This window comes from Treponema denticola (assembly GCF_024181405.1).
In the GTDB taxonomy this organism is placed as follows: Bacteria; Spirochaetota; Spirochaetia; order Treponematales; family Treponemataceae; genus Treponema_B; species Treponema_B denticola_D.
In genome coordinates, this window is the sequence record NZ_CP051302.1 from 1,943,913 (window position 1) to 1,970,237 (window position 26,325).

The 26,325-nt window shown below is 35.6% G+C and carries 16 protein-coding genes and 3 tRNA genes; 7 read left to right on the forward strand and 12 right to left on the reverse strand.

Annotated features, from left to right (window positions below):
• The gene (locus HGJ18_RS09145; RefSeq protein WP_253696021.1) at window positions 1-5,301 is read left to right on the forward strand and encodes a diguanylate cyclase; all 5,301 of its coding nucleotides are present in this window, start codon (window positions 1-3) and stop codon (window positions 5,299-5,301) included.
• Between the two features lies 1 nt (window position 5,302).
• On the opposite strand, the gene HGJ18_RS09150 is transcribed toward HGJ18_RS09145, so the two are convergent.
• Together HGJ18_RS09150 and HGJ18_RS09155 are read right to left on the reverse strand one after the other, a co-directional pair.
• Window positions 5,303-5,374: transfer RNA gene (locus HGJ18_RS09150), tRNA-Pro, on the reverse strand.
• Window positions 5,375-5,431: 57 nt separating this feature from the next.
• Window positions 5,432-5,505: transfer RNA gene (locus tag HGJ18_RS09155), tRNA-Asp, on the reverse strand.
• A gap of 126 nt (window positions 5,506-5,631) precedes the next feature.
• Here HGJ18_RS09155 and HGJ18_RS09160 point away from each other — a divergent pair.
• Window positions 5,632-7,083: a C69 family dipeptidase gene (locus tag HGJ18_RS09160; protein ID WP_253696023.1), complete on the forward strand. Its 1,452-nt coding sequence runs from the start codon at window positions 5,632-5,634 to the stop codon at window positions 7,081-7,083.
• A 61-nt stretch (window positions 7,084-7,144) separates the two neighbouring features.
• Here the strand turns inward: HGJ18_RS09160 and HGJ18_RS09165 are convergent, their stop codons facing one another.
• Both HGJ18_RS09165 and dnaX read right to left on the reverse strand, forming a co-directional pair.
• Window positions 7,145-9,472 carry a methyl-accepting chemotaxis protein gene (locus tag HGJ18_RS09165; protein WP_253696025.1) on the reverse strand — a complete coding sequence of 776 codons (2,328 nt, stop codon included), beginning with the start codon at window positions 9,470-9,472 and terminating at the stop codon, window positions 7,145-7,147.
• Window positions 9,420-11,258 carry a DNA polymerase III subunit gamma/tau gene (gene dnaX / locus HGJ18_RS09170; RefSeq protein WP_253696027.1) on the reverse strand — a complete coding sequence of 613 codons (1,839 nt, stop codon included), beginning with the start codon at window positions 11,256-11,258 and terminating at the stop codon, window positions 9,420-9,422. Before dnaX ends, HGJ18_RS09165 begins: the two co-directional genes overlap by 53 nt.
• Before the next feature lie 151 nt (window positions 11,259-11,409).
• On the opposite strand from dnaX, the gene HGJ18_RS09175 reads away from it, so the two are divergent.
• Entirely contained in the window at window positions 11,410-12,429 is a 1,020-nt protein-coding gene (locus HGJ18_RS09175; protein ID WP_253696029.1) for an endonuclease/exonuclease/phosphatase family protein, read from the forward strand.
• A gap of 66 nt (window positions 12,430-12,495) precedes the next feature.
• Here HGJ18_RS09175 and HGJ18_RS09180 read toward each other — a convergent pair.
• Together HGJ18_RS09180 and HGJ18_RS09185 are read right to left on the reverse strand one after the other, a co-directional pair.
• Window positions 12,496-12,578: transfer RNA gene (locus HGJ18_RS09180), tRNA-Leu, on the reverse strand.
• A 221-nt stretch (window positions 12,579-12,799) separates the two neighbouring features.
• Window positions 12,800-14,206, reverse strand: a complete 1,407-nt coding sequence (locus HGJ18_RS09185; RefSeq protein ID WP_253696031.1) for an aminopeptidase — start codon at window positions 14,204-14,206, stop codon at window positions 12,800-12,802.
• A gap of 177 nt (window positions 14,207-14,383) precedes the next feature.
• Here HGJ18_RS09185 and HGJ18_RS09190 point away from each other — a divergent pair, with 177 nt between their 5' ends.
• The 3 genes from HGJ18_RS09190 to HGJ18_RS09200 all read left to right on the forward strand — a co-directional run bounded on the left by HGJ18_RS09190 (window position 14,384) and on the right by HGJ18_RS09200 (window position 16,720).
• Window positions 14,384-14,779, forward strand: a complete 396-nt coding sequence (locus HGJ18_RS09190) for a rhodanese-like domain-containing protein (protein WP_253696033.1) — start codon at window positions 14,384-14,386, stop codon at window positions 14,777-14,779.
• A gap of 97 nt (window positions 14,780-14,876) precedes the next feature.
• Entirely contained in the window at window positions 14,877-15,503 is a 627-nt protein-coding gene (locus tag HGJ18_RS09195; protein ID WP_253696035.1) for a DbpA RNA binding domain-containing protein, read from the forward strand.
• 80 nt (window positions 15,504-15,583) lie between these two features.
• On the forward strand, window positions 15,584-16,720 hold the full coding sequence (locus HGJ18_RS09200) for a sigma 54-interacting transcriptional regulator (RefSeq protein ID WP_253696036.1): 1,137 nt from the start codon (window positions 15,584-15,586) through the stop codon (window positions 16,718-16,720).
• Here the strand turns inward: HGJ18_RS09200 and HGJ18_RS09205 are convergent.
• Genes HGJ18_RS09205 through tmk form a run of 6 tightly spaced genes read right to left on the reverse strand, consistent with a single transcriptional unit; the run spans window position 16,717 to window position 21,762 of the window.
• On the reverse strand, window positions 16,717-17,817 hold the full coding sequence (locus HGJ18_RS09205) for a tetratricopeptide repeat protein (RefSeq protein ID WP_253696038.1): 1,101 nt from the start codon (window positions 17,815-17,817) through the stop codon (window positions 16,717-16,719). The two genes, HGJ18_RS09200 and HGJ18_RS09205, sit on opposite strands and share 4 nt — an antisense overlap.
• A 3-nt stretch (window positions 17,818-17,820) precedes the next feature.
• Window positions 17,821-18,867 carry a hypothetical protein gene (locus HGJ18_RS09210; protein WP_253696040.1) on the reverse strand — a complete coding sequence of 349 codons (1,047 nt, stop codon included), beginning with the start codon at window positions 18,865-18,867 and terminating at the stop codon, window positions 17,821-17,823.
• Window positions 18,864-19,826, reverse strand: a complete 963-nt coding sequence (locus tag HGJ18_RS09215) for a tetratricopeptide repeat protein (RefSeq protein WP_253696041.1) — start codon at window positions 19,824-19,826, stop codon at window positions 18,864-18,866. Before HGJ18_RS09215 ends, HGJ18_RS09210 begins: the two co-directional genes overlap by 4 nt.
• A complete protein-coding gene (rpe, locus tag HGJ18_RS09220) occupies window positions 19,823-20,452 on the reverse strand; it encodes a ribulose-phosphate 3-epimerase (protein WP_253696043.1) in 630 nt (209 codons plus the stop codon). Before rpe ends, HGJ18_RS09215 begins: the two co-directional genes overlap by 4 nt.
• 53 nt (window positions 20,453-20,505) lie before the next feature.
• Window positions 20,506-21,117 (reverse strand): DUF8513 domain-containing protein, encoded by a 612-nt coding sequence (locus HGJ18_RS09225; protein WP_253696044.1) that lies wholly within the window; start codon window positions 21,115-21,117, stop codon window positions 20,506-20,508.
• Window positions 21,118-21,120: 3 nt separating this feature from the next.
• Window positions 21,121-21,762, reverse strand: a complete 642-nt coding sequence (tmk, locus tag HGJ18_RS09230) for a dTMP kinase (RefSeq protein WP_366793005.1) — start codon at window positions 21,760-21,762, stop codon at window positions 21,121-21,123.
• A gap of 32 nt (window positions 21,763-21,794) precedes the next feature.
• Between tmk and HGJ18_RS09235 the strand changes: the two genes are divergently transcribed.
• Window positions 21,795-26,312, forward strand: coding sequence for a translocation/assembly module TamB domain-containing protein (locus tag HGJ18_RS09235; protein ID WP_253696053.1), 4,518 nt, complete (start codon window positions 21,795-21,797; stop codon window positions 26,310-26,312).
• Window positions 26,313-26,325: the final 13 nt, after the last annotated feature.

The following is a 26,325-nucleotide window of genomic DNA, read 5'->3' on the forward strand; positions in this document are numbered from 1 at the left end:
ATGAAAATATTAAATAACAGATATAGAATTATTAACGAGCTCCCGGTAGAATTAAAAACTAATACAGGATTTTTGGTCCATGATTTAGGTTCCGATAACAAAAAACAACTTGAATTAAGACTGATATATGCTTCAGACTTAGATGAAGCCTTTATGCAATTTATTAGAGAAAAATTTCTTCTTATCAAACAATTAAAAGAAAGCGTTCATATAAAAAATCATGATTTTACACGGTTAATAAGTATAGACAATAAAATAATAGATGAGGAAATATACTTATACACAATAGAGTATATAGAAAAAAAAGAACCCATATTAGATTTTTTACTTAATGCCACAACAAAAGATATCTTCGAATTATTTGCAGCAATACTTAAAGAGTTAAACTATTTACTAACATACGGAATAGTATATAATAACTTTGATCTAACCAATATATATGTGATAAAAAATAACGAGCAAATTCTTATAAAGGCAAAAGACCTTATCACCGAAAAAAATCAATACCCAGAGCAGATAAAACTTTTATCAAATGAAGAGATTCACACATTTACTTATAATCACGATATCTTAAAAACAATCATTTTATCTTTGCTCTTTAAAAAAAGCATAATAAAAAATCATGAAAGATATTTTCAAGAACTGCAACATATTGAAAGCGACCAGTTAAATGACGAAAGCAAAAAACACCTTTACAAATGTTTTTTAAAAATATATAACAAAATTAATACGCGAAAACTCAAAAAAGAACCTTATCCCTTTTATGAAATAATATCGGATATTAATTACAGCATAAATACCGATTACAATATCTCAACCCCGATAAGCATTATAAAAAATTATCAATTTCCCATAAATAGAGAAAAAGAAAAAAACGAGATTTTTTCCGTATTTAAACAAACAAAAACGTCTAAAACCGAAAATAAAAATATATTAATCACAGGGCCCTTCGGTATTGGGAAGACCTATTTCTTATCAGAGATATATTTTTTGCTATTACTTGAAAAAGTGGACGTTTATTATATTACTAACCTGAGTAATATAGACGATATTAACTTTATTCTGCATCTCATTAAAAGTTTATTTTTAAAAAATTCTTTAATTCAACAAAATCATGAAAAAAAACTGACCAGTATTATTGATGCTTTAAAATCCGAAATAGAAATCAATGAAGATATACAACGAATAAAAGCACTTAAATATAGGCTTATAAACTTAATAACGGACCTAATACTGGAAAACTCATTATCACGGCCTATAGTTTTTATAATTGATGATATACATTTGATAAGTGAATTTATAACAAAAGCAATATTGTACTTAACAATAGAAAATTCCGATAAAAAAAACATAATACTGATACAATCTGCCAATGAAAGTCTAATTAACAATAATGAAAATGCAAAAAAACTTATTAAAACATTATCGAATCAAACGTCTATAAAAAAAATAAACCTTCAAAGCTTATCTGAAGCGGAAACCGAAACTTTAATACGAAATACGATAAATATAAGAAACATCCCGGAAATATTATTAAAAAAAATATATTCAAATACCGGCGGTAACCCCTTATTTATTAATGAAGCACTAAAAGAACTTACTGTTTCGGGAGAGCTGGAAAAAGACCAATCAATGGAGCTATGTAAACTTTCAGACAGCTTGTCTAACCCTTCTATTCCGATACCGATATCTATCAATATACAGCAGTCGGTAAGAAAGCAGATAAAAAATCTGGATAAAGATGAATTAACTTTTTTAAAAAACCTATGTATATTTCAAACAAGCTTTAAAGCTGAAAGTTTACCAAAGATACTGAATGTAACAGACTCTGAAGTTACAAAATATATACCAAAACTATTAGAGCAAAACATCATAAAAAAAACGACAAAGCAGAATGCAAATGAGTATTCAATCATAAATAAAATCTTACAAAAAACGTTGTATGATGAGCTTGATCATGCTTATAGGCTGCAAATACATAAAAAAATTATACAAAGAATAAAAACAAAAAAAACAGTAAATATTAATGAGTTGATCTGGCATGCAGAAAAATCGGGATTATTTGAAGAAGCGGTTAATTATTGCATAAAATATAAAGACAATATAAAAAAGCAATGTACTCATCTAGCCTATATAGAGATATTTGAAAAAGTCTATTTGTTTGTCCAAAATACAGACAAAAACAGTAAACTTGATATACTCCTTATTCTTGCAGAATCATATTTAGAAAATGAAGATATGATAGGATGCAGAAAAAAAATAGCAATAGCCGAAAAAATAATTAGCAACTTCAATTCAAACAAAATAGCGACAGCACAAGTTCATATAATAAAAATAATTCAAGCAATTCAATCTAAAGCAAAAGCTAAACAAATAGCTAAATCATTAGCTATAGCCGAAAAAATTACGGCCGAGGCAAATGATACTTATACTCAATTATTGCTTGATAAAGCGAAGGTAGAATTTTTACAATACACTAAAAAATACACTGAAGCTGCCGATGAAGCAAAAAAAATTATATTAAAGTGCGGTAATTCAAAAGAATTTAAATCACTTAAAATAAAAGCACTATTGAATTTGAGTACAAACCTTTTTTATTCAGGAGATCACAAAGAGGCAGAAAGAACTTATTTGGAAACTCTTAAAAATGCAAAAAAAATAGGCAATACAAATATTGAAGATATTGTCTGCAACAACTTGGCTGTAATTCAAGAACACGTATACAAAAACTTTGAGGCATCAATAGTATATTATAACAGAATTTTAAAAAATAATGCATCGGGCAACTCTGCTACGGAAATCCTTACATTACTTAATTTAAGTATCTCATATTTACACTTATATGATTATGAAAAAGCCTATGAGGCTTGCAATCAAGCTATAAAAAAAATAATACAAAATTTTGATACAAACGAAATATTTTTTGCTCACACTATTCTTTATGAAATTTATCTGTCATTATGTATGTATGACAAAGTGGATGAATCCGAATCGGAAATATCGAAAATACTTAAAAACAAAAGCATACACAAGGATCCGATTGATATAAGTATTTTTGAACAAACAAGGAGCAGTTTTTACTATGCCATGGGGCATTTTGAAGCTGACATCAAAATTTTGGAGAAGCATATACAAGGGGAAAAAGATATTAAAGAGATTTTAGAAATATTTTTATCACTGTGTATGACTTTAAATAAAATTGCACAAGGTAAAATAAATTCTATTGAAAAACTCGAAAAAGAAATCTTGGCAATAGCCTCGACGCAAGCCTTTTTAGAAAATATATATCTTTTGTTTTATGAGTTAGTCTACCTTATAAGAAAAATTATAATATTCCGCTCTGACATTGACTTTAAAAAAATAGTTAAAGTTATACTTGACATAAATTGCCACAGTAATCAACCTTTAATAAAAGCACCTCTTTTATTTTTAGAAGCCTATATAGATCCCGGAAATTCGGAAAAAAAACTGATAGAGGCTTTGAATCTTCTTGGAAATAAATACATGACGGACTTAAGCATAGATATAAATATTAAACTAGGTCTAATACATCTGAGAAAAAATAATATTAACATGGCAATGATTAATTTTGTTGAGGCTCAGAAATTAATTAATATTTTTATAAAAAAAATACCGTTAAAATTCAAAGCAAGTTATTTTAATTCTCACCACTACGGATTACCTTCATTGATAATAGACGATTATATCAACAGAAAAATAAAACCTGAATATACAAAATTTAAAGAAGTACTATCCTATAAACAGATAGCAAAACTGTTATCCAAAAATGCTGTCGAAAAATTAAAAAATAATCCGGCTTTTATTTTTAATATTATATCACAAACAAAACAATCCGGTATATTTAAGAATAAGTCTATTGATGACATAATTGAAAAATTTTCAGATGATTTTTTACAAAATATAAATAACCTTCTAAATTTTACGGCTTTAAATTTACTTGCAAATGCGGCTGATGTATTTATTACAACAACCAATGATAAAATCGAATCCTTATTTAATTTCGGTCAAAATGAAACTATAGAAAAAATTGCAAGATTAATAGAATCATCTACATACAATACGGTAAATATTAAGACAGAAAGCGAAATTTCCTCACACCTTGTTGTTCCGATAAATTCTTATAATCATCAAACAGGGAATACTGTAACCGGTTACTTGGTTTTTGTATCAAATAAAGAAATAAATAACTTCGGTAATTTTGGAATACGTTTCTGCCTAAACATTGAAAATATATTTTCATTTTTAATAGAAAGTTATAAGGTACAACAGGAGGCGGCTACAGATAAGCTGACATCGGCGTTAACAAAAAAATACACCGAAAATGCACTAACCGATATTTTAAGAGTTTCCAAAATAAGTAACAACTCGTTCAGCATCCTAATGTATGATCTGGATAAATTTAAAAAAATAAACGACACCTTCGGGCACCAGATGGGTGATACGGTTTTAAAAGCGACAGCTAAAACTGCATTGGGTGTATTAAAAAAAGGACAAATACTCGGGCGAATCGGCGGAGAAGAATTTGTTATTCTACTCCCTAATACGGAAAAAAAACAAGCTTTAATAATAGCAGAAAAAATCAGAAAACAGGTAGAAGCGTTGCATTTTGATAATCCGGCTATTAGGATAACTATCAGCATGGGTATAGCCGTGTTTCCCACAGACGGCACAGCAGAAAAAGATCTATTGTCAAAAGTAGATCAAGCCCTATATGCTGCAAAAAACTGGGGAAGGAATCAAACAGTCGTATGGGAAGAAGATCTTGAATCCATCAAAAAAAAGGCTGACAGGTTAGCCGGAATATTAACAGGAAATACCATAAACGATACAAAAAATATTCTAAGCTTTATCGATACGGCTTCACTCATACGGCATTCCATATCAAAAACACAAAGGCTCGAAATTTGTCTTGAAAAAATAATAGACAGTACAGGCGCCGATTCAGGAATCTTTATATGCCCTGTCAAGGAAAAGATGTCCAAAAGAATCTTTAAATATAAACCTGTTTCAAAGCCGGAATTTCCCGTAAATAGAGACTTTATAATCGAAGTTATGTCCGAAAAAAAAGAGCTATGCAAAATAGACTGGGAAAACATTTCGGGAAGAAGCGCTATAACGGGAATCCCCAACTGGAATTCTACCATTCTTGTACCTGTAATCCTAAAGGATGAAATAAAGGCTATAATCTATCTTGTAGTTGAAATCAGAAAAAGAAAGTTCGGAACGGAAGAGGTAAACTTAGCAAGTCTATTTGCCGGCTTAATTGCTCCATTCTTTTAAATCGGGCAGGGGGGATTTGAACCCCCGACTTCTTGGTCCCGAACCAAGCGCGCTACCCCTGCGCTACTGCCCGTAAATAAAAATGCAGATATAAAATAAAAAAGCTCACCACTAAGGCGGTGAGCTTTTTCGGGAGCGACGGGGCTCGAACCCGCGATCTCCGGCGTGACAGGCCAGCGCGATAACCAGCTTCGCTACGCCCCCATAAGATTTAGCCAGTTTATCAAAAATAAAAAAAAATGTCAATAGTTTTTAAGAAAAATATTGCAAAAATATCGTTTTTAGAGTATAGTTTTACTTGTAAATATAATTTAACATATGAGGAAAAATATGAATAATGTAAAATCTTTTTCGGCACACACCGACTGTACAACAGTGCTGGTAGGCAAAAAAGCCAGCATCGACGGCTCAATTCTCATTGCAAGAAATGAGGATTTTCACTTGGCAATAAGCCCCAAAATATTTGTTTTAGAAAAGGCGGTAAACGAAGCAAACCGCATTTATAAATCTAAAAACACAGGCGTGGAGATTCCCCTCCCTGCAAAGGCATACCGTTACACCTCCGTTCCGCAAGCCTATCCGAACGATAAGGAAAACCAAGGCGTTTACGGCGAAGCGGGAATCAACGAAAAAAACGTAGCCCTGAGCTCTACCGAAAGTGTCTACGGAAACGCTAAGGTACTTGCATATGACCCCTTGGTAAAAAACGGAATTGCAGAGGATGCAATCAACGACATAGTTCTCCCCTTTATAAACTCTGCAAGGGAGGGGGTAAGCTATTTGGGAAAACTCATCGAAAAATACGGTTCTGCCGAGGGTAACGGTATTTTGTTTGCCGACCTCGATGAGATTTGGTATATGGAAATTCCCTGCGGCCATCATTGGGTTGCCGTAAGAATTCCCGATGACTGCTATGCCGTAGCTCCAAATCAGGTTTCAATCGAAGAAATCGATTTTAAAAAACCTGATTATTATATGTGGTCAAAGGGTATCAAGGAATTTGTAAATGAGCATAAGCTGAATCCTGACAGGGAAGGTTTTAACTTTAGACATATCTTCGGAACATCAAACGAAAAAGACAGGGTTTACAACACTCCCAGAGCTTGGTTTGCTCAAAAATATCTTAATCCCGAAATAGAGCAATCTCCGGTATCCAACGATATTCCTTTTATCCAAAAAGCAAACCGCCTTATCTCGGTTGAAGATGTCGAATACATACTAAGCTCTCACTATAATGAAACGGAATTTGATCCTATCGGCATAGGCAATAGTGAGTTTAATAAAACACGCTTTAGAGGTATTTCGCTTTCACGTACAGCCGAATCCCATATTTTACAATTAAGGCCCAAATCTCCAAAAGGGCTTGAAGGAATACAGTGGCTGGCACTCGGGACAACAGCATTTGTTCCGTATATTCCGTTTTTTACAAATGTTTTGGATACTCCGACGGCCTATAAAAGAATGACCCGTATGGTTTCTACCGATAATGCTTACTGGTTATTTAAGCTAATCGGCCATTTTGTTGAAGCCCATTACTCCGCATTTAAGGATGATAATAATGCCTATCTTACCGAAATGCAAAGTTACGGAAGAGCCAGAGTAAAAGAGATTACCGACGCAGCGGCTAAAATACCTGCAAAATCTTTAAGCGAATTTTTAACTGAAGAAAACCGCAAAACAGCAGAGCATGTATTAAAAAGAACAAAAGAATATCTTTCCGATTTGATGTTGGAATCGTTTAAGTATTCAAAACTTTCATTTACAATGGATAAAAACCTTTAAAGGATGTCAAACCGTAAAATTAAAGCCCCAAGAATTTTCTTGGGGCTTTTGTTCTTTTGACTTATTCTCTAATTAGAACATTTAACTTGGATATTGAAGAACCTGTTTGAGATTCTACCTCTCTGGTTTTTACAATAGCCTGATCCAAGGTTTTAATACTGTTCAACATCTCTGAAATTTCAGAATTAACTTGCTCCGTTGCATTTAAAAGGTTCTTAAAGCTGTTTGAAATATCCGAACGCGTTAGGCTGATATTATCCCTTTCTTTTTGTACATTGGTAAACTCTTCTAAAAGAGTGTTCATAATCGAATCCATCTTTTCCGTTTGAGAGCTTACATCTGAAATAAAACCTGAAATATTAGCTAAAATATTTTGAAAATCAAAAACTTTTTGATTTATATCGTCAAAACTTTTTTGAAGTACTCCGGAGGCCTCTGCCGACTGCCGGATTGTATTATTTATTCGGCTTAATATCTTGCCGGTAGAATCCGCCTCCGTTGCGGAGCCTTCTGCAAGTTTTCTTATCTCATCGGCAACAACCGCAAAGCCCTTACCCGCATCGCCTGCATGAGCTGCTTCTATAGCGGCATTCATTGCTAAAAGGTTGGTTTGTTCTGCTAAGGCGGTAATTAGCTGGTTAGCTTCAAGAAGAACCTCGGAGCTTTGGTAAATATTCCCTATAATTGCAGTAACTTTTGCCAAATTATCCTTGCCTGTTTTGCTGGCATCTGAAAGCAAAGCAAAACCTTCATTTATAGTCTTAAATTTATCGGATAAATCATTCGTTAAATTATTAAGCTCTTTTATTTGTAAAACCGTATTTTCTACAGCCATCGATTGATTTTCAATTCCTTGCGAAATATTTTCCAAAAATAAATTAAGACTGTCTGTAGCGGTTTGAGTTCCTCTTAATTCTCCATCTTGTACCGTAATTTCTTGTCTTACAGACTCGGCATATCCTGAAAGTTTTTTCATTGCATCTTCAGCTATGTCCATATTTTGCGCTAAGGTAATTTCATGCTGTTTTAGTTCTCCGCTTGTATTCTTTATCTCATCAAATAACAAACCTTTTTGCTTATCCGAAGCAATAAGCATAGAGCTGACTTCTTCAGCTTTTTTAGTTTCAAGATAATTTCTCCAAGCAAGACAAAAAGCTTGGGCGAACAAAAATCCTGAAAATCCGAACGGCAAGAGATTTCCTACATTAGAAAGCATCATACTGTAAAGAACATCATTTATAGATGAAATGATTAAAAATATAACGCCGACAAAAATCGGAATACTCCCTACCCTCTTCTTGATTAAAAGCCTTATCACAAAATAAAAAGCATAACAAACCTCTGCAAGAATGACTATTTGGTGATATGTAATCAATTTTCCGTAAATGTATGCAGGTGTAACTAAGATAAACAGAAAATAGGCAAGAGCTTCTATCGATATGATTTTATAGATAATAGCGTTCGTATCATCTTTATAAAGAGATCTAAAATATGTGAATATAAAAAATCCTACAGATGCAAAGGTAAAATAATCCAACTTTGTGATGAGCTCCCACGAGGCTGAAGGGAAGATATACTTGAATACGTATCCTATCACAAGATTTCTAAGTACAACAACTAAAGTAAAAAATATAAAAAACAAAAGACTTTTATTTTTAGGATGAAAGATAAAAAGAGCCAAGTGATAAAAGATTATTGCAATACAGAAACCAAAAACAAAGATATCTACAAAGCGTTTGTCTAAAATCGATTTCTCTATAGCTTCTTTAGTACCTATACTGACCGGATGATAAATTCCTCCGCGTGAATGGGCAAAGTTTGAAACTTGAATTGCAATATAAATTTCTGTACGGTCTTGCGGAATGTCATAGAGTATATCCTGCATGCCGGTTTTTGAATTTTCTTTTGAAGAAGCAGGAGTTCCCGCCCTCATAACTTCCTCTCCGTCAACAAAAAATGCCCAGGCCGAAACAGGAGAAGTAATTTTGAGGGTAAGCTTACCGGCCTTTTTCGGCAATAAAATTTTAAATGTATACGTCCCGCTTCCTAAATTTGAAAGCTTTGTTCCATTTGAAAGAACAGCTTTGTTCCAGTCCATAGGACATTGAATAAATACTTCGGCTTTTTCGATATCCTCTTTTGAAAAAACGAGCTTATTATTATAAAAGCCCGTTTCACCGTTTAATGTTAAAACAGGTGAAGATCTAAAATCGGCATTTCGTAGGTCTAAAATACCTCGTTTTATTTCTTCAGAAAAACATGATAAGCCTATCGATAAAAAAAGGCATAGAGCCGCAAAAAATTTTATCGGCTTTTTTTCTTTATTTTTTAAATCTCTAAGAGTTTTGTTCCTGCATTGCAGCAGGGATTTGTGCATTTTGAACTTCATTTTCTTCCCCTTCTTCAGTTTCCGATATCAAATTTTTACACTCAACTATTTTTCCCATAAACACATCAGTTATGGTACGGATTTTTTCCGGTTCCTTAACCGTCTCCTCAACTTTATTTTCCGGTTGAGGCGGAATATATTCTTTTAAAATTAATTTAATTTTTTTTCCTGTAATTTCAAAAATAGAGTCGATAACCGTATCCTTTTGTTTTTGAATCAGCGTATAGTCAAACGAGCTGCGGGCAAAAAGTGTAAGACTGTCTTCTTTTAAAATCCAATCCTTACTTTGACCTACAGCAGAAGACAATATCCCGCTCTTTTCTAAAAGAGCTTCAATTAAAGGTTCTTTTAACTCCTCTACATTATTAAAAGCATTCTCTACACTGCGGACAGTCTGAAGTACGGTTTCTTGTGCCTCATCTTTTTTTTCAAAAGAAACATTATCTGAAGACACATTATTTGAAACCGGCTGTTTCTCTTCATTTTTTTTTTCGGTAAACCCGTCCAATTTATTGTCCCGTCTTAAAACGGCCTTAAATTGTTCGGTCAAACTGCCCGCATTGTCAAAAGGGCGCGGAGACTCCTTAGTCCGACTTTCCTCGCGATGAGGAAGAGGTCTTGCTGTTTCAACATCCGTCCTTCGGCTTGAAATAAGGCTCTTAGCTGCATCAAAGGCAGTTTTTAAATCGGCAGGTGAGACATAATCGCCAAGCCAAGAAAGACGCGAAACGGCAAGCTCCAATTCATATCTTTGATCAATAGAAAACCTTAGGTCCTTAAAAAGTTGGAGCATTATACTTAGGGCTCGTTCTATTTGCACTGCCTCCCAGCCCTGCAGGATATCCTGAGGAAAGCGGTCGGCTCTTTGCCCGATAAGAGCTTCCTTTGTAATACCGTGCTTTACAAGTAAAAGGCTTCTAAAATAATCCGCACAATCCGAAACTACCTGCTCGACCGAGATTCCTCCCTGCAAAATTCCGTCCAAGATAGACAGGGCTTCTTGACCGTTTTTTGCAACACAGGCCGACATAAGCTTATTGATTGAATCGACACCCGTAAGGCCGAGCTTTTCGTGTATCTTTTCAAATGTTATATGCCCGTCCGAAAAGGCTGCAACTTGGTCAAAAAGAGTGTAAGCATCTCTTACGCTTCCGGTTGCTTCGCGGGCAATCCAATAAAGGGCCTCATCATCTGCCCTTATCCCCAGCTCTGCAGCGGCATCTGCCAAGGCTTGCTTTAGTATCTCTATCGATACGAGCTTAAAATTGAACTGCTGACAGCGGCTTTTAATTGTCGCAGGAACCTTATGAATTTCTGTGGTAGCAAAAATAAACACGACATAAGGAGGCGGCTCCTCTATCGTCTTTAATAGGGCATTAAAGGCACTTGTCGAAAGCATGTGAACTTCATCAATTATATAAATTTTATACCTGTTCGAATTCGGAGGAAATAAAATCTCATCTTTTATCTGTCTTACATCATTTACACTCGTATTTGAAGCACCGTCAATTTCGATTACATCCAAACACGAACCGGCAGTAATTTCCTCACAAGAGGTACAATGGCCACAAGGCGTAGGCCTAGGTCCCTCGGCACAGTTGAGCACCTTGGCCAAAATCCTGGCCGAACTTGTCTTTCCGCATCCCCTCGGACCCGAAAAAAGATAGGCATGGGCAATCTTACCTGCCTCAATCGATTTTTGCAATGTTGCGGCAACGAATTCCTGGCCCAGCAAATCTTCAAAACGCTGAGGCCGCCTCCGTGTCGCTGTTACTTGATATTCCATAGCTGACAGTATAGCATAAATTAGTCCAAAATTAAACTAGGCAACACATTCAATTTTCTATTAGATATTACTTGAAAAAAAATATATTTTCTTTTAGTATTTTTGATATTCTTTTACAAAAAAACATACAACAATAGTAGAGGTGATAGTTATGAAAAAATTAAGGAAAATTTTGACTTTATCTATTTTTATATGTTTTTGTTTCATTTTGTGCGCCTGCACGGGATGTACAAATGTATTCCGCTTACAAAACATCGGAAAAGATGAGATTTCGATTGTAAGCTATAATGCACAGACCTTTTTTGATGCCGTAGAGGACGGCCGGGAATTCAAAGAATTCAAGGGTTCAAAGACAAAATGGTCTAAGGAAAAGTATGCCGAAAGGCTTTTCAGGCTAAAAGAGGCTGTTAATCTTTCATGTCTTGCCCTTGGTTTAGGGGAAAAGGCCATACCGGATATCCTTGTTTTACAGGAAATAGAAAGCCGTGCCGTTATAGATGATTTTTGTAAAATTCTCCCGATGAATAACTCATACAAATACGCAGTCTTTATTCCTCCCCAAAGCGGCGGAGCCTTCAGCACTGCCCTGCTTTCAAAATTTCCTATAACCGAAACAAAGGTTTTTAATATATATTCAGGCAAAAGGTCATTGCGGCCCCTGATTGAAACCAGAATTCGGATAGGCAATTCTACGGGGGATAACGAATTGGTGCTGTTAAATGTACATTGGAAGTCCAAGGTGGGAGACTCCGATACAGACTCCATTCGGAGGCAGCAGGAAGAACAGGCCTATAAAAGGCTAAAAGAATTAAAAGCATCAGAGCCTCAAACGCCCTTTATCATATGCGGCGACTTTAATCAGACTCTGGAGGAATTTTCTCTTTTGTCCGAATTTGACAACTGCTGGAATATTGAAGCCTATCAGGCCGCAGCTCAAGAAGGGAGTCAACCCGCAGGAAGCTATTTTTACAAGGAAAGCTGGGAAGGAATCGATCATTTTTTCTATTCGGATAATTTAAGCGATGGAAAAAATTTCGATCTAAGCTTCTTTTGCGTAATTAATTTAAAACCGCTGACCGATACTTCCGGAAAACCCGATAAGTACTCCGTTTATTCAGGAAATGGTTACTCGGATCATTTACCGATAGGCATACTTTTAAAAAGGCAATAATGTTTTTTAAGCGGTTCTATTTGTACCGATAAAAAAACCGTCCATATAAATGGACGGTTAAACAAATACCGGCGAAGGGACTTGAACCCTTACGGAGTCGCCCCCAATAGATTTTGAGTCTATCGTGTATACCATTTCACCACGCCGGCTCATTGAAGGCTTATTCTATCATAAAAATAAAACTTTGTAAAGCCCTTTTTTTAAGGCTTTTTTAAAGTGAATATTTATAAACTGTAAAAGGCTGTTTATAAAAAAAGCCCGCTTACGCGGGCAAGTCCGATTCCGTACGAAGGAGGATTACGGAATCAAACTACACATATCCAACAAAGCTGGTAATCATAGGTTACATACTATCGTTAAATGTGTATTATTATTTATAAAAAGCTCTATAAGCTTTATAGGCCATATAAAGGTCGGCCTTACTCAAAATTTCAAATGGAGCATGCATCGAAAGAACGGGAACACCGCAGTCTACAACTTCGGCACCGTATTTTGCGATAATATAGGCAATTGTTCCGCCTCCGCCGGCATCTATTTTTCCGAGCTCAGCCGTCTGCCAGACAACCTTGTTATCATCAAAGATTTTTCTTACTCTTTGTAAGAATTCTGCATTGGCATCGTTTGAACCGCCCTTGCCGCCCGAACCCGTATACTTATTGATGCAGATACCGTTGCCTACATAGGCAGAATTCATCTTTTCAAAAACGGATGGGAAGGCAGGGTCGAAACCTGCAGAAACATCGGCCGAAAGCATATATGAGTTGGCAAAGGCCCTTCTAACATCAATATCCCTATAGTTTTTGTTTAAGGCAGCTATCTCTGCAACCATATTTTCAAAATAGAGAGCCTGCATACCGGTATTTCCTACGGAACCGATTTCTTCCTTATCGGCAAAGAGAGCAACAGCAGTCATTTTTGGAGCTTCTACTTCCAAAATAGCTTTTAAGCTTGTATAAGCACAAACCCTGTCATCGTGGCCGTGTCCGGCAATGAGGGAGCTGTCAAAACCTACATTTCGGGCCTTTCCTGCCGGAACAACTTCCAGCTCAGCAACCCTAAAATCTTCCTCAATAATACCGTATTTTTCGTTAAGGATTTTTAAGATATTGTCCTTTACCGGATTTTTTGACTCTTCTTTTTTATCGTCTTTTTTTTCTTTCGAAGAAGGTTTTTGATTTCCTACAAGAATATTAAGCTGCTCGCCGGTTATACCCTCAGACATTGTTTCCTGAAGCTGCTTTTTTGAAAGGTGTATCAAAAGGTCATTTATAAAAAGAACAGGGTCTTTTTCGTCTTCGCCTATGCAAATATCAACTTTTTTTCCTTCTTTTGTAAAGATAACCCCGTGAATAGCCAGAGGAATTGTAGTCCACTGATACTTTTTTACACCGCCGTAATAGTGAGTCTTTAAAAAAGCCATATTTGACTCTTCAAAAAGAGGCATTTGCTTTAAGTCGAGGCGGGGGCTGTCTATATGAGCTCCGATAATATTCATACCCTGAGTAATATCATCACCCAAAACCATCAAAACAACGGATTTTTCCTTATTGTTTAGATAAACCTTTGTTCCTTTTTTTGCCGAACCGCTTTTTACGACTTCTTCAAGAGACTTAAATCCATGCTTTTTAGCCTGCTTTATAATCTCTACAGTACATTCTCTTTCGGTTTTTCCATTGTCTAAAAAATCCAAATAACTATCTGAAAGTTTTCCTAATTCGGAAAGTTCAGCCTTAGTCAAATTTTCCCACGCAGATTTCTGCTTATAAGATAAATCCATAACGCACCTCTTTAATTTTTACCGTAGTTTACGGTTTTTATACTATTTTAGTATATACTTTTTTTGAATTTTAGAAAAGCAGGCAAATTTTTATGCACATTTTTATGATAAAAAAATAATAAATCTTGACATATTATATGAATTTATGTAGATTTGTACAAATCAAGGAGTATGATGATGAAAAAAACATGTATATTTTTAAGCTTTTTACTTATGGTGATTTTTTCGGTTTCATGTACCGCAAAATCTCCGGAAAATATTATCAGAATGGACGGTTCCCGGCTGGAAGCAATTTTGAACGATGAAACGGAACGGGGAAAGTATCTTGTAATCGATGTCCGTGAAGACTATGAATATAAGGCCGGCCATGTGCCTTACTCAATAAATATAAGCGTACAAGAAATAGAAAGCCGAATTTCGGAAATTTCCGATTGGAAAGAAAAGAATGTAATTGTTATATGCCGCAGCGGCAGAAGAAGCAGAACCGCAGCCGAAATTTTAGTAAAGCACGGATTTAAAAAAATATTTGATGCCGACGGCGTAAGCAAATACAACTATAAATTGGAAAAATAACCCCATATATGTAATCTGCCGATTTTATAAAAAACTCATTAAAAGGGCTTGCCTAAAAAGCGATTATATGGCAATATAGCCCTTTAGGAGATATATCGTGTCAAACAAAATTAAAATTGAAGATGAAGAACAATTAATTTCTTCCTTAAAAGATCTTATCGAGGCGATCAAAACACAGGAAAATCCTGAAGAATTAAACTTATATCGCCGAATCTTTAAAAAAGCAGTCCCGCTCACGATGCGGTCTTATGTTGCCGCCTACCTTATTAAACAAGCGGGAATCGGTGGCAGCCGCATTTATAAAAAAGACAACCGAAACGGTTTAGGAAAAGGCACTTTTAAACAAAACTCTGCAAGACCGTCAAGGCCTAAAGTCATATTGGCAGAAGAAGAATCTACAAGTCTTTTTATCGGTGTAGGCCGAAAAAGAGGAATTTTCCCAAAAGATATTATAACATTGTTGATTCAGGGAGCCGGTATTTCACGTGAACACATCGGCGACATAAGAATTTTGGATAATTACTGCTTTGTACAAGTTATGCAGGATGAAGCCGAAACTATTATCGAAAAACTCAACAACAGCTATTACCGAGGAAGGAATTTAACGGTCAGCCATTCAAGGAGACCGGAGGATGAAAATTTTGAAGATTCCGAAACCTTTGAAAATATAGAAAATTACGCAGAAGAAGAAAATAACCATAGTCCAACTGAAAGCGAAGTATAGACTTAAGACAGCCCCTCTTTTTAAGAGGGGCTTTTTTTTAACAGCCTTGTAAGAAAAAAATAAATTTGCTAAAATACGGTATGAAAGATTGTGTTTACTCGGCATATTCAAAAGAAGATGCTAAGCATTTTATTAAAGAAGTCGGGAGTTTGTGGAATGTATCTTTAACCTTTGACAGCAGCAGAATAGTAGATATTTTAAAAGAAAAACATTTTGATTTTGTAATTATCGATACAGAATCAGGCGGTCTTTTTCTACCCGATATCCTTGAATTAATCAAAAACGAATTTCCCCATATTCATATATTTATTATAATACATTGTAAACAAAATGATTTACAATACAATCTATTAAATTCACATGTATCGGAAATTTTTGAAATTCCAAAAGATTTTAAAGGGATATACGATAAAATAGAGAATTTTTTTCTGGAAGAATTGTGCAAAGAAAAAATACCGGTCTACACAAAAGAAGACGAAAATATACAAATAATAAAAAAAGAAATAATCGGCATCAGTAAGGAAATCTGCGAGCTTAGAGAATTTATCTACAGGGCAGCCAACTCAAACCTGCCGGTGCTCCTATTAGGAGAAACCGGAGTAGGAAAGGGATTGACGGCAAATTTAATACATAGGCTATCTCATGTAAAAAACAGAAAATTCCTGCCGATAAATGTCAGCTGCATACCGGAATCACTGGCAGAATCTTTTTTGTTCGGCACTGAAGAAGGAAGCTTTACCGGCGCAGTAAAAAAAGAAGGAGCCTTTTTTGAAGCCTCCGGAGGCACAATCTTTTTGGACGAAATGGAAACCCTTTCACCGGATATCCAGGCAAAACTTCTGCATGTCTTGGAATCAGGTCTTATAAGACCCGTCGGCTCGACAAAATCAAAGCGGGTTGAATTCCGTTTAATAGCAGCGGCAAACGAAGATTTACAAAAAATGATTAAAGAAAAAAAATTCCGCCAAGACCTCTACTATAGACTTCATGTTCTGCACCATGAAATACCGCCTCTGCGGAACAGAAAAGAAGACATAAAATACATAGCTCAAGCCTATCTTGCCAAGGCAGAAAAAAACATAAGTGATGAGGCTCAAGCAAAACTTAATTTTCACAATTGGCCCGGAAACATAAGAGAATTATACAACTGTCTGGACAGGGCCTGCAATCTTGCCGGAGGTGAAGAAAAAATAGAAAACCGTCATATAAAATTCTAGTCGTTTTCAGCAGGTTTTTGTGTTTGATGAATGCCTTTTCCTTTTAAACAAACGGTTCCGTCTTTTATAATTATTTGGCCCAATACATTTACAGGCCTATCCGGATCGATTTTTGACACAAAATCACAAAAAACCGGAACAACGCCCTCAAGGATTTGTTTTGTATCGTAACCTACCAAAAGGTTAAAGGCTGTACTATATGTGCCGGTCTGTATATTGGCAGGCATTCCCTTCCATACTACCCAGCAATCAAGATAAAGCAGGGGTTCCTGTTTTACCTGAGCATAAGAATAAATATCCTGTATATTATCAAAGCCGGGCTCTTCAAAATAGTCCATCAAAAGCCTGGATTTTTGTTTTATCGAAAAAGAAGCATTTGATGAAAGAAGCCTGTTTATCTCAACTTGGGCGGCATTATCCCTATGAGCATTAAAATAGGTTTGAGCATCCGAATACGCTTTTAATATTTGGCTTTGAGTCAATACATAAATATATGAGCCTTCCATGTCTACAGCATACTTTCTTTCATTACTGTCCAATTTAAATTCTTCTAAATTGGCTCTTTCGTTGCCTGAAAACTGCCTTGTCTTAGTTATGTACGGCACAATAAAAACAAAAGAAATAATCGAAATACCTAAAACAAGAGCTATAGCAATACATCTTCCTTTTTTTTCTTCATGCCCCGGTCTGGGGAAAAGAGTCTTTATTTTACCTGACTGAACAAAATTGCCTAATTTTTCGGGCGAATTATTTTTGCGAATAATGTCCAAACCTTTTTTTGCAAGTTTACAATTAGGGTTGTGTTCAAGAGCTTGTAAATAGTATTCTACGGCCTCTGTTGTAAGAGAGCGTCTCAAGGCCATAGCAGCATAGGTTGACAGCAAGTCGGAATCCGTCGGCTTTATTTGTCTGGCTCTTAAAAAATAATCCATAGCACCATGGATATCACCCACATGGAAAGACGCCAAACCTAAATAAAAATGAAAGGCAAAAGAGTCCCTGTATTCAACAACATGAGGCTCCAATGAAGAGATAACATCATTGTATTTCTTTTTAGATAATAATTTTTTACCTTGCTCTACAACGGAAATAGCCATTTTTTATTCCTGTATATTTTGTATTGCATTATCTGTCTGTTGTATTAAATTTTCAATATACTCATCAGAGGCCATATCGGGATTTGATTCAACTTCAAGAATTTTATCCAATAAGGCTTGTATATATTGGTAATCTTTTTCATTTTTAGGTGGTGCAGCTTTATCCTGAGGAACAGGGGCATTAGTCTTCTCTGACACTTCCTCTTTTACAGAAGTACTTTTCTTTCTTAAAAAGTCATAACAGCCTATAAACATTGTTACCTTTAAGCTGTCAGTGTTCTCCAATACCTCGTTAGGCCAAACAAAAAGCAAGGCTGAATCATTATGCGAATATTGGGTACTAAATAATCTTCCCTGAACTGCTTTAGGCAGCCACTTAATACTTTGAAGTCTTTCCCAGTTGGCAACATAAATTTGAGCCGGTATTTTGGCTTCGGAATGATTGATTAAAAATAAACAGGCTAAATCGGAATTTGCAGAAATAATGGCAGAATCTTTCTCAAATCTAGGTTCTAAAACCGTTTCTCTAAAAATTCCTGTTCTTAAATCGGTATAAAGAGGAATCTTTCGGTCTTCTCCGAGCTTAGTATCAAAAAGAGCCTTTAATGCAAATTCTGCCGTACCGCCGCTCGTATTTTCAACTATAGTTTCAATCTTTAAAAGAGGGCCGCCGGTACCGTAAGTTTGTTCTGTAAACGATAATTTTTGAGTAACATAAAAAGAATCATCAAAATCATATACGATTTTTATTGAATCTCCGTCAGCTTCAATGGTAACGGGCTTCCCTACTCTTTTTTTTAATTCATAGACCTTATTATCCTTATAAACATAGAATTTATTGGTACGGCCCAGGGACCTATCATCATAAAGAGGAGTATATTTTCCCTTTCCTCTGATAGAAAGATTATAAAGACAAAAATTCCCCGTTTTTCTAAAAACCACCAACTTAAGATTATCTTTTAAAAGTTCGTAATCAGGCAGTGATTTAGCATGTAAAAAAAATGTTGTCAAACCTAATAATAAAATCGTAAAATATCTTTTTACTTTCATTGACCGTTTCCCTCCAGAAGTTGGTTATACATACTCTGCAAAATTTTAGCTTTTTTTATTAAAGCCTCAATCGCAGCTCGTTTGGCTTTTGGATCGGAGTAATCTGCAGCAGGAGTTTCCCCACCAGCAGCCATCTCTGAAGTGTATTTAGCATCCATTTTTGCTAAGGTTGCCAAAAGCTCTTGATTTTTTAACTCAAGCATTACAAGTTGGTCATGCAGTTCTTCATTACGCTTTCTTTCCATTTTAAGCTGCTCTGAAAGATCGGCAATTCTCATATCTCCGCCGGCATCGGAAGACTGCCTCTGATATGCAGCAATTGTTTGCTCATAAATTTTTTTGTTTTTTTCCGATTCTTCGGAAAGCTTTAAAAGTTCCTCATGGCTTATTTTTAAAAGTTTTAAAAGCTCATCCTGTGTAGAAGCTTGATCTATAAGGGCTATCTTATATCGGGAAGGTTCAACCTTGGCTGAAGATGGATAATCTATTATAACCCGCGAAAAAATAGTTCTTGCATCTTTTAGGCGTCCTACCATGTAGAGATTTTCTCCTATCCAGTAATAAGCCGAGGCGGTTTGTCTGTGGTTCGGATATTTTCTTAAAAAGCCGTATAAAATATTTATGGACTGATCATGCTTTGCAGACAGGCAGCATATTCTTCCCTGTTGATAAATCACCTCTGCGGCTTTAGAACTGTTTGGAAATCTTTTTAAAAAATTCTCAATATCGTTCAGGGCAACCGGGTAATTACGGGCTGAGGCATTTGCCATTATAAGCCAATATAGAGGCTCATCCAAAGAATTTCTTGAAACTTCCATTGCCTTTTGAAAAGAAAAGAGTGCAGACGACCAGTCAGACCGGGCATAGGCATCTAAACCGGATGACATATAATCGGCGTAATTTTGTGTAAAGGCATTTACAGTAAAAAGTAAAAAAAATAAAATTAAAATTTTTTTCATATTCTTAAATCTCCCGAAAAGAAAGCTGAACCGGACACAATTACGTCGGCACCGGCATCAATAACCGACCCCACATTTTTTGAATCGATCCCGCCATCGACAGAAATTAAATAATTATAGGTTTTTTCTTCGCGCAATGACCTTAGCCGCTTAACTTTTTCTAAACAATAAGGTATAAGCTTTTGTCCTCCGAATCCGGGATTAACACTCATAACCAAGATAAGATCGGCCAGGGGAGCTATTTCTTCAAGTATTCCTACAGGAGTGCTCGGTACGATGCTTACTCCGGCCTTCATCCCGTGAGAACGGATATCGGCAATAAGTCTGTCTGCATGAATAGATGCTTCAGCATGAAAGGTAAAATAATCCGCACCTGCATCCGCAAAGGCCGAGACTAAATTTTCGGGATTATTGACCATTAGATGCACATCAAAAACCAGCTTGGAACAAGGGCGTATAGATTTTACCACCGGAGCTCCAAAGGTTAAATTAGGCACAAACTGCCCGTCCATAACATCTATGTGAACCCAATCGCCGCCGTGCTTCTCTATAAAGGCCAATTCTTCACCTAATTTTGAAAAATCCGCACTTAAAAGCGAAGGACTTAATTTAAAACACCTATCCATATATACCATATTAGCAAACAAATGAATATATGTAAATAGGTAAACAGTAAAAATCAGTAAGTACTATCGTCCATATTCATAAAGTCCTCTCTGACCTTTTGAAGACGGAGAAGCTCCCTTTTTATAGTCCTCTCATAGTTTAAGTCTCCGGAAGCAATGCGGGCTCTTTCATTTTCCCAAAAAGGAAGGCTATCTAAAAATAAGAATTGAAATTCTCTCATATTGGCTTTTTCCGCCCATAGCTTCGCCTCATGCCAATAAACAAGAGCTGCTTCATAGAATTCTTCGGCCTTAGACAGGCTTTCTATATTTTGTTCTTTCCAAGGATAATTATAAAAGTATGCAGCCTGTTTATCGTATTTACTTCCCAATCTTAAATGCTGCTCGACCATTTTAAGGTTGAGGTGCATCATAAACATGTACCGATATTTTTCCCATTCTTTTTTGGTAGTAATCTTTCCTAGAGCATGGAGTGGGTTACAAAAATCGGCGTTTATAGCCCTTTCAAGCCAATAAATATTTTCGACGATATCATCGGGTTCTTGCTTGTAATGAATATGGTAGAGCTTATAATATTGCTCTTTATATTCTACAAAATAAGGAAAAACCTGACCGGAGAAAATAAAAAAACATAAAATTACAAAAAAGAAGAATCGCCTTTTCATCCATTATATTTTCGGCAAATCTTTTAGGATACTCCATAATTTCTCGTGAATTTCTTCAATTTGTTCAACAGCGTTAATTATGACTATGTTCATTTTAGGCTCTTTTAGTCTGTACTCATCTATAATTTTCTTATACTCGTCTTGAACCTTGTATTGAAAAGTTTTTTCTTCGTATATTTCGAGAACATTACTGCGCCCCATTACCCGATTCATGGAAATATCTACAGGCAGATCAAAAAAGAATAGAAATTCAGGCAGGGGAAAACCATCGTTTTGAAGTTTTGCAAGATCGGCAGCTCCTGCAGCAGTTTGATAGGCAAGGCTGGAAAAAAGGTATCTATCCGAAAAAACAGCCCTTCCCTCATTAAGCTGGTTAATAATACCTTGCAAGCCGTAAATATGCTCGCAGCGGTCAGCTGCAAATAAACGGGTCATCGTTTCAGGGGCAAGCTTAAACGAACCCTGAAGAGCCGAACGGATTAAAGTCCCTATGGGGCCCGATGTGGGCTCTTGTGTAAACGAAACAAGGGAACTCTTATCTTCAGACTCAAACCTTTCCTTTAAAAGCCTTATCTGACTCGTAGTACCCGAGCCGTCTATACCTTCAAATACAACAAAGTTGGGTAATATCATGAGGCCTATCATAACATTTTTTTTTTTGATATAATAGTAGGCTGGTGGAAAATATAAAAAAAAGGCGCATAATAGAAATTATCGTTTTTCTCGCAATAGTTGTAAGCTCATTGATAGTTTTTTATCCGGCAGCCAAAGCACTGGAAAAGCAGCTGGTATATGTAAGGGACAAACTTATCAAAACTGTGGAGGACGAATTTGAAATAAAAATCACCTATGAATCCATATCTCCATCCTTTTTTGATAGGATAAAAATACGGGATGTTACCATTTATAACGCTGCAACAAACGAAAAAATAGCCCATTTTTCGTTACTTTATATAGATTACAGACTTATCTCTCTAATAAAAAAAGATTTTACATCCGTAATAGCCTCCTTAGGAGTTTATGACGGCATTATAAATTTTAACATTGAAAAAAATAAAAATATTTTAAAAAAATTAAACGCGGAAGACAATGCCGTAGATAAAACGGTAAAAGATCGAAAAAAAGATGAGAGCACCGAATCTTCGTTAGATATATCGACAATTATTGACGCGGGTTCACAAAAAATTAAAAATACAAAACCCATAAAACTCGAATTAAAAAATATTGCTTTAAACTACAGCGATAAAAATTCAAATATAGATTTTTATACCTCAAGCGGAAAACTTACATTGGAGTCCGGTAAAATTGACGTTTATATAAATTCAAGTCTTAGATATAGTAATTTTATGCAAACAAATTTTCCGGACTTAAGCACACTCATAAATATAAACGGTTCATTTTATCCCGGCACCATTTCGGCTTCATTAATACTAAATTTTTCGGATATAAAAATAGGTAACATTTATATCAATAAATTTTCTCTATTTGCATCATACTTAGACAAGATAGCATCCATTACAACCATGCAAGATATTCAGCCTATTGACGTAAAAGGTTCTTGGAATCTGGCGGAAAATGCAGGCAGCATAAATATTGAGTGTAATGACTTAAAACCTCTGTCAGTTGTCTCCTCTTCCGAAGGAACGGATATTCTTAAAGAATTAAAAGATGCAGCTTTTACAGGGCAGGTTAATTTAACCTTTGCCGGACCTGAAAAACTTCTGTGGGATACGGCTTTTTCGATTAAGCTGCCGAAATTTCAAATAGCCGGCAACAAAATCGAAAAATCCATACTCAGCTTTAAAGCCGATGGAACCGATGACCTTATAAACCTTAAAAACTTAAAATTAACTAACTCCGATATAAATTTATCTGCCCAAGGCTCTTACAAAATAAAAGAAATTTTACCTAATTTTTATTTAAATGTTTCAAAATTTAAATTACCATCGGGCGAAAATATGGCTATGAACCTAAACGTCTCTTCAAATAAAAATAAAATATTTTTAAAAATTCCCCGTGTCGATATCGGTAAGGCCTCGTTAGAAAACATACAGGGCTTATTTGAGAAAAAAACGGGCAAAACGGATATATATCTTTCCGGAAAAGATCCCGGCGGAGGTTTCAGCATTGACGGGACATGGACTCATCCTTCAAAAAGCGGATCATCCGGCAAAAATAAAGGTTATTTAGAGCTTCATGGAACTATAGACAGCATAAGTATTGAAAACATTTACAATGGAGCGGTTTCTTTTACGGACTTAACAGTTCCCGTGCAAAAATTATTGGAGGCTTCAATCGCCCCCGTTCAAATGACAAGCGAATTTTATATATCAAGCGACTTTGAACACTTTTCGTATAATATAATACAGGCTGTTCTTGCATCAAAATCTAAAAATGGATTTTACAGCTTGTTTTCTCTGCAAGGGAATGAATCTTCTCTTAACATAAGCGACATCGATGTTCTTTTTAATAATATGAACCTACGGGGAAACATAAATTCAGCCTTTGAAAAAGACAGCATGATTTTTGATTCGCTTTTAACCTTAAACGATATAAGCTATAAGGTTTCAGGCCTCTTGACTGATGAAATGATAAGCATTTACGGAGATTATAATCTAAACGTAAATATTCTAAAGAATGCCGAAAAAAAATTAAAAGGAACTATACAGGTAAAAGAACTTCCCGTGCCGTTTATCGATTCTCTTTTTTCTGCTGATGCTTCTTTTGAATATGACAATAATAAAGATTGGGAGCTTACCTGCAATTATGCAAAATTGGAATATCTTGGAACCGATATTACAAAAACCGATGAAGGCCTTGAATTTTATGCGGAAGGCTATGCAAAACCTACAGAAGTTTTTTTTCATAACGTAAAAGCAGGAATAAAAAATAAGCAGCTTGAAGGCACTGCAGCTATTAATTTAATTCCCTCTTCAGATAAAAATATTAGTCAATATGCAACTAATATTTCTCTCTTAGATAAAAATAAAACTGAGAGCTTTATTTTCAATTCACTATTTACGCTTTCGGATAAAATTTACTTTGACGGAACATGTAATATAAAGAATATATCTCTTAACCGCTTTATAAAAAAACAAAGGCCTGAAAATAAAATAGAAGCCGAACTTATATTTCTGGGGAATAAGGATTCTCTTTCGGTAAAAGCCGACTTAAAGAATATATCGTTTAATTTAAACGGTAAAAATCTTGAAGGAAGAGCAGCAGCCTTTATCGATAACGATAAGATGAATCTTTACGAATCATCCTTTAAGTGGGGAATTCATAAGATTGATAATATTGAAGCTTTTATAAATCCTTCAGAGCAAAAAGGTGCTCTTACATTTTTATATGAAGCAGAAACAAAAAAGCAAGACAGCCAAGAAAGCCCGGATACAAAAGCTTCTTTTTCTTTTAATTTTACATCTACAGCAGATAAAAAAAATACGGAAAGCCAAAACATAATCGAAAACACTATCGGTTTGACTTCTCATTTTAATATTGACATGAAAATATCCGATTGGATCCTCGCCGGTCAAAAAGGAGAAGGAAGCATCAAGGCTTCATTGGTAAAAGAACCGAGTATTATAGCCCTGTATGCAGGCAACAATGACGAAATATACGGTTTTAAAGCAGATGACGGGCTCGTATCCCTCCATATAGACGAATCTTTGCCGTTCCATTTAAACGTTGATGGAACCCTGTCACGGGATAATATAAATCTTTCCGTATCAAATATAGGTATCGATCTTGCAAAGGTAATAAACCTTATACCCAATAACAATATCATCAAATTTTCAGGCGGCAATGTTCAAGGCGATCTCCAAATAAGCGGCACTCAAAAAGATCCTCTGTTTTACGGAACCCTTAAAGGAGAAAAGCTTTTCTGCACATCGCCGGCCTATTCTCCCGATACCTATGGTCCTGTCGAAATTCCAATACAATTTGACGGAACCCTTATATCCGTACCATATACTATTCTACAAGGGAAAATCGGAAGTCTATGGGCTGAGGCCTCATCCGAATTTATAGGATGGATTCCATATTATACCACCGTAAACTGCGGAATTCTTGAAAATACACAGGCCTTGATAAAAACAAAAAATATAGCCTTTCATGCAGACGGAAGGGCTGAAGGCAAAATAAAACTTGAAATAAACCCCGAACTTGTTACCCTTGAAGGTGATGCATATTTTGATAAGGGCTATTTTTCGGTTCCGTTTGCAGATCTGCAAAAACAAAGCGAACGAACATCAGCCGGCAGCATCCAACCCGCTTTTTATATGAATTTAAATTTGAATTTGGGAAAAAAATCCGAATTTAGATTCCCGTCAACGGACTTACCTGTTTTAAGAGCCCTTGCTTATACCGAAAATGAGCCTTTTAACCTAAGCCTTGATACAAGTACGGGAAAATTTGAAATATCGGGATCTGCAAAAATTCGTACAGGCGAAATATTCTATATAAAAAGAAACTTCTATATAAAAGAAGGAGAATTAAAAATTCTTAACTCGCCTTTTCAGCAAATTGAACCCATAATATCGGTAAGAGCGGAAATAAAGGATAAAATGGCCGACGGCCAGCCTCTTACAATAAATTTAACGGCAAAGGATCAGCATCTTGACCTTGAACGGTTTAGACCGGTAATCACAACATCCCCCCCAATGGCTATGTCGGATTCCGATACAATGGACTTGATGGGGCAGGTCGCCTTAGGAGATTTGAAAAACGGCAATATTTTAAAAGAAACGCTCCGCAATACCTCGGATATTTTAACAAATATGGGTATCATGAAGAAAGTTGAACAAGAAGTCAGAGACTTTCTACATGTAGATGTATTTTCCTTAAGAAGTCTACTTATACAAAATGTTATTTTGGAAAATTTATTTAGATCTTCAAAGGATAAGCCATTGACAATCGGTAACTATTTTGATAATACAAGTGTTTACATTGGTAAGTATTTTGGTTCTGCCATATATGCAGATGCAATGCTGCATCTTAGCTATTACGATCCGCTTTCTGCAAAAACAGATGTTGTTAGAAAATCGGTTTATGATAATTTACTGTTTCAACCGGAAATAGGTTTTGAAATGAATACTCCGTTTTTCCAGCTTAGATGGCACATAGCTCCGAGCAACCTCGATTCTCTGTTTGTATCAGATACAGGATTGACACTATCATGGAAATTTTCTTATTGATTAAGGGGATAAA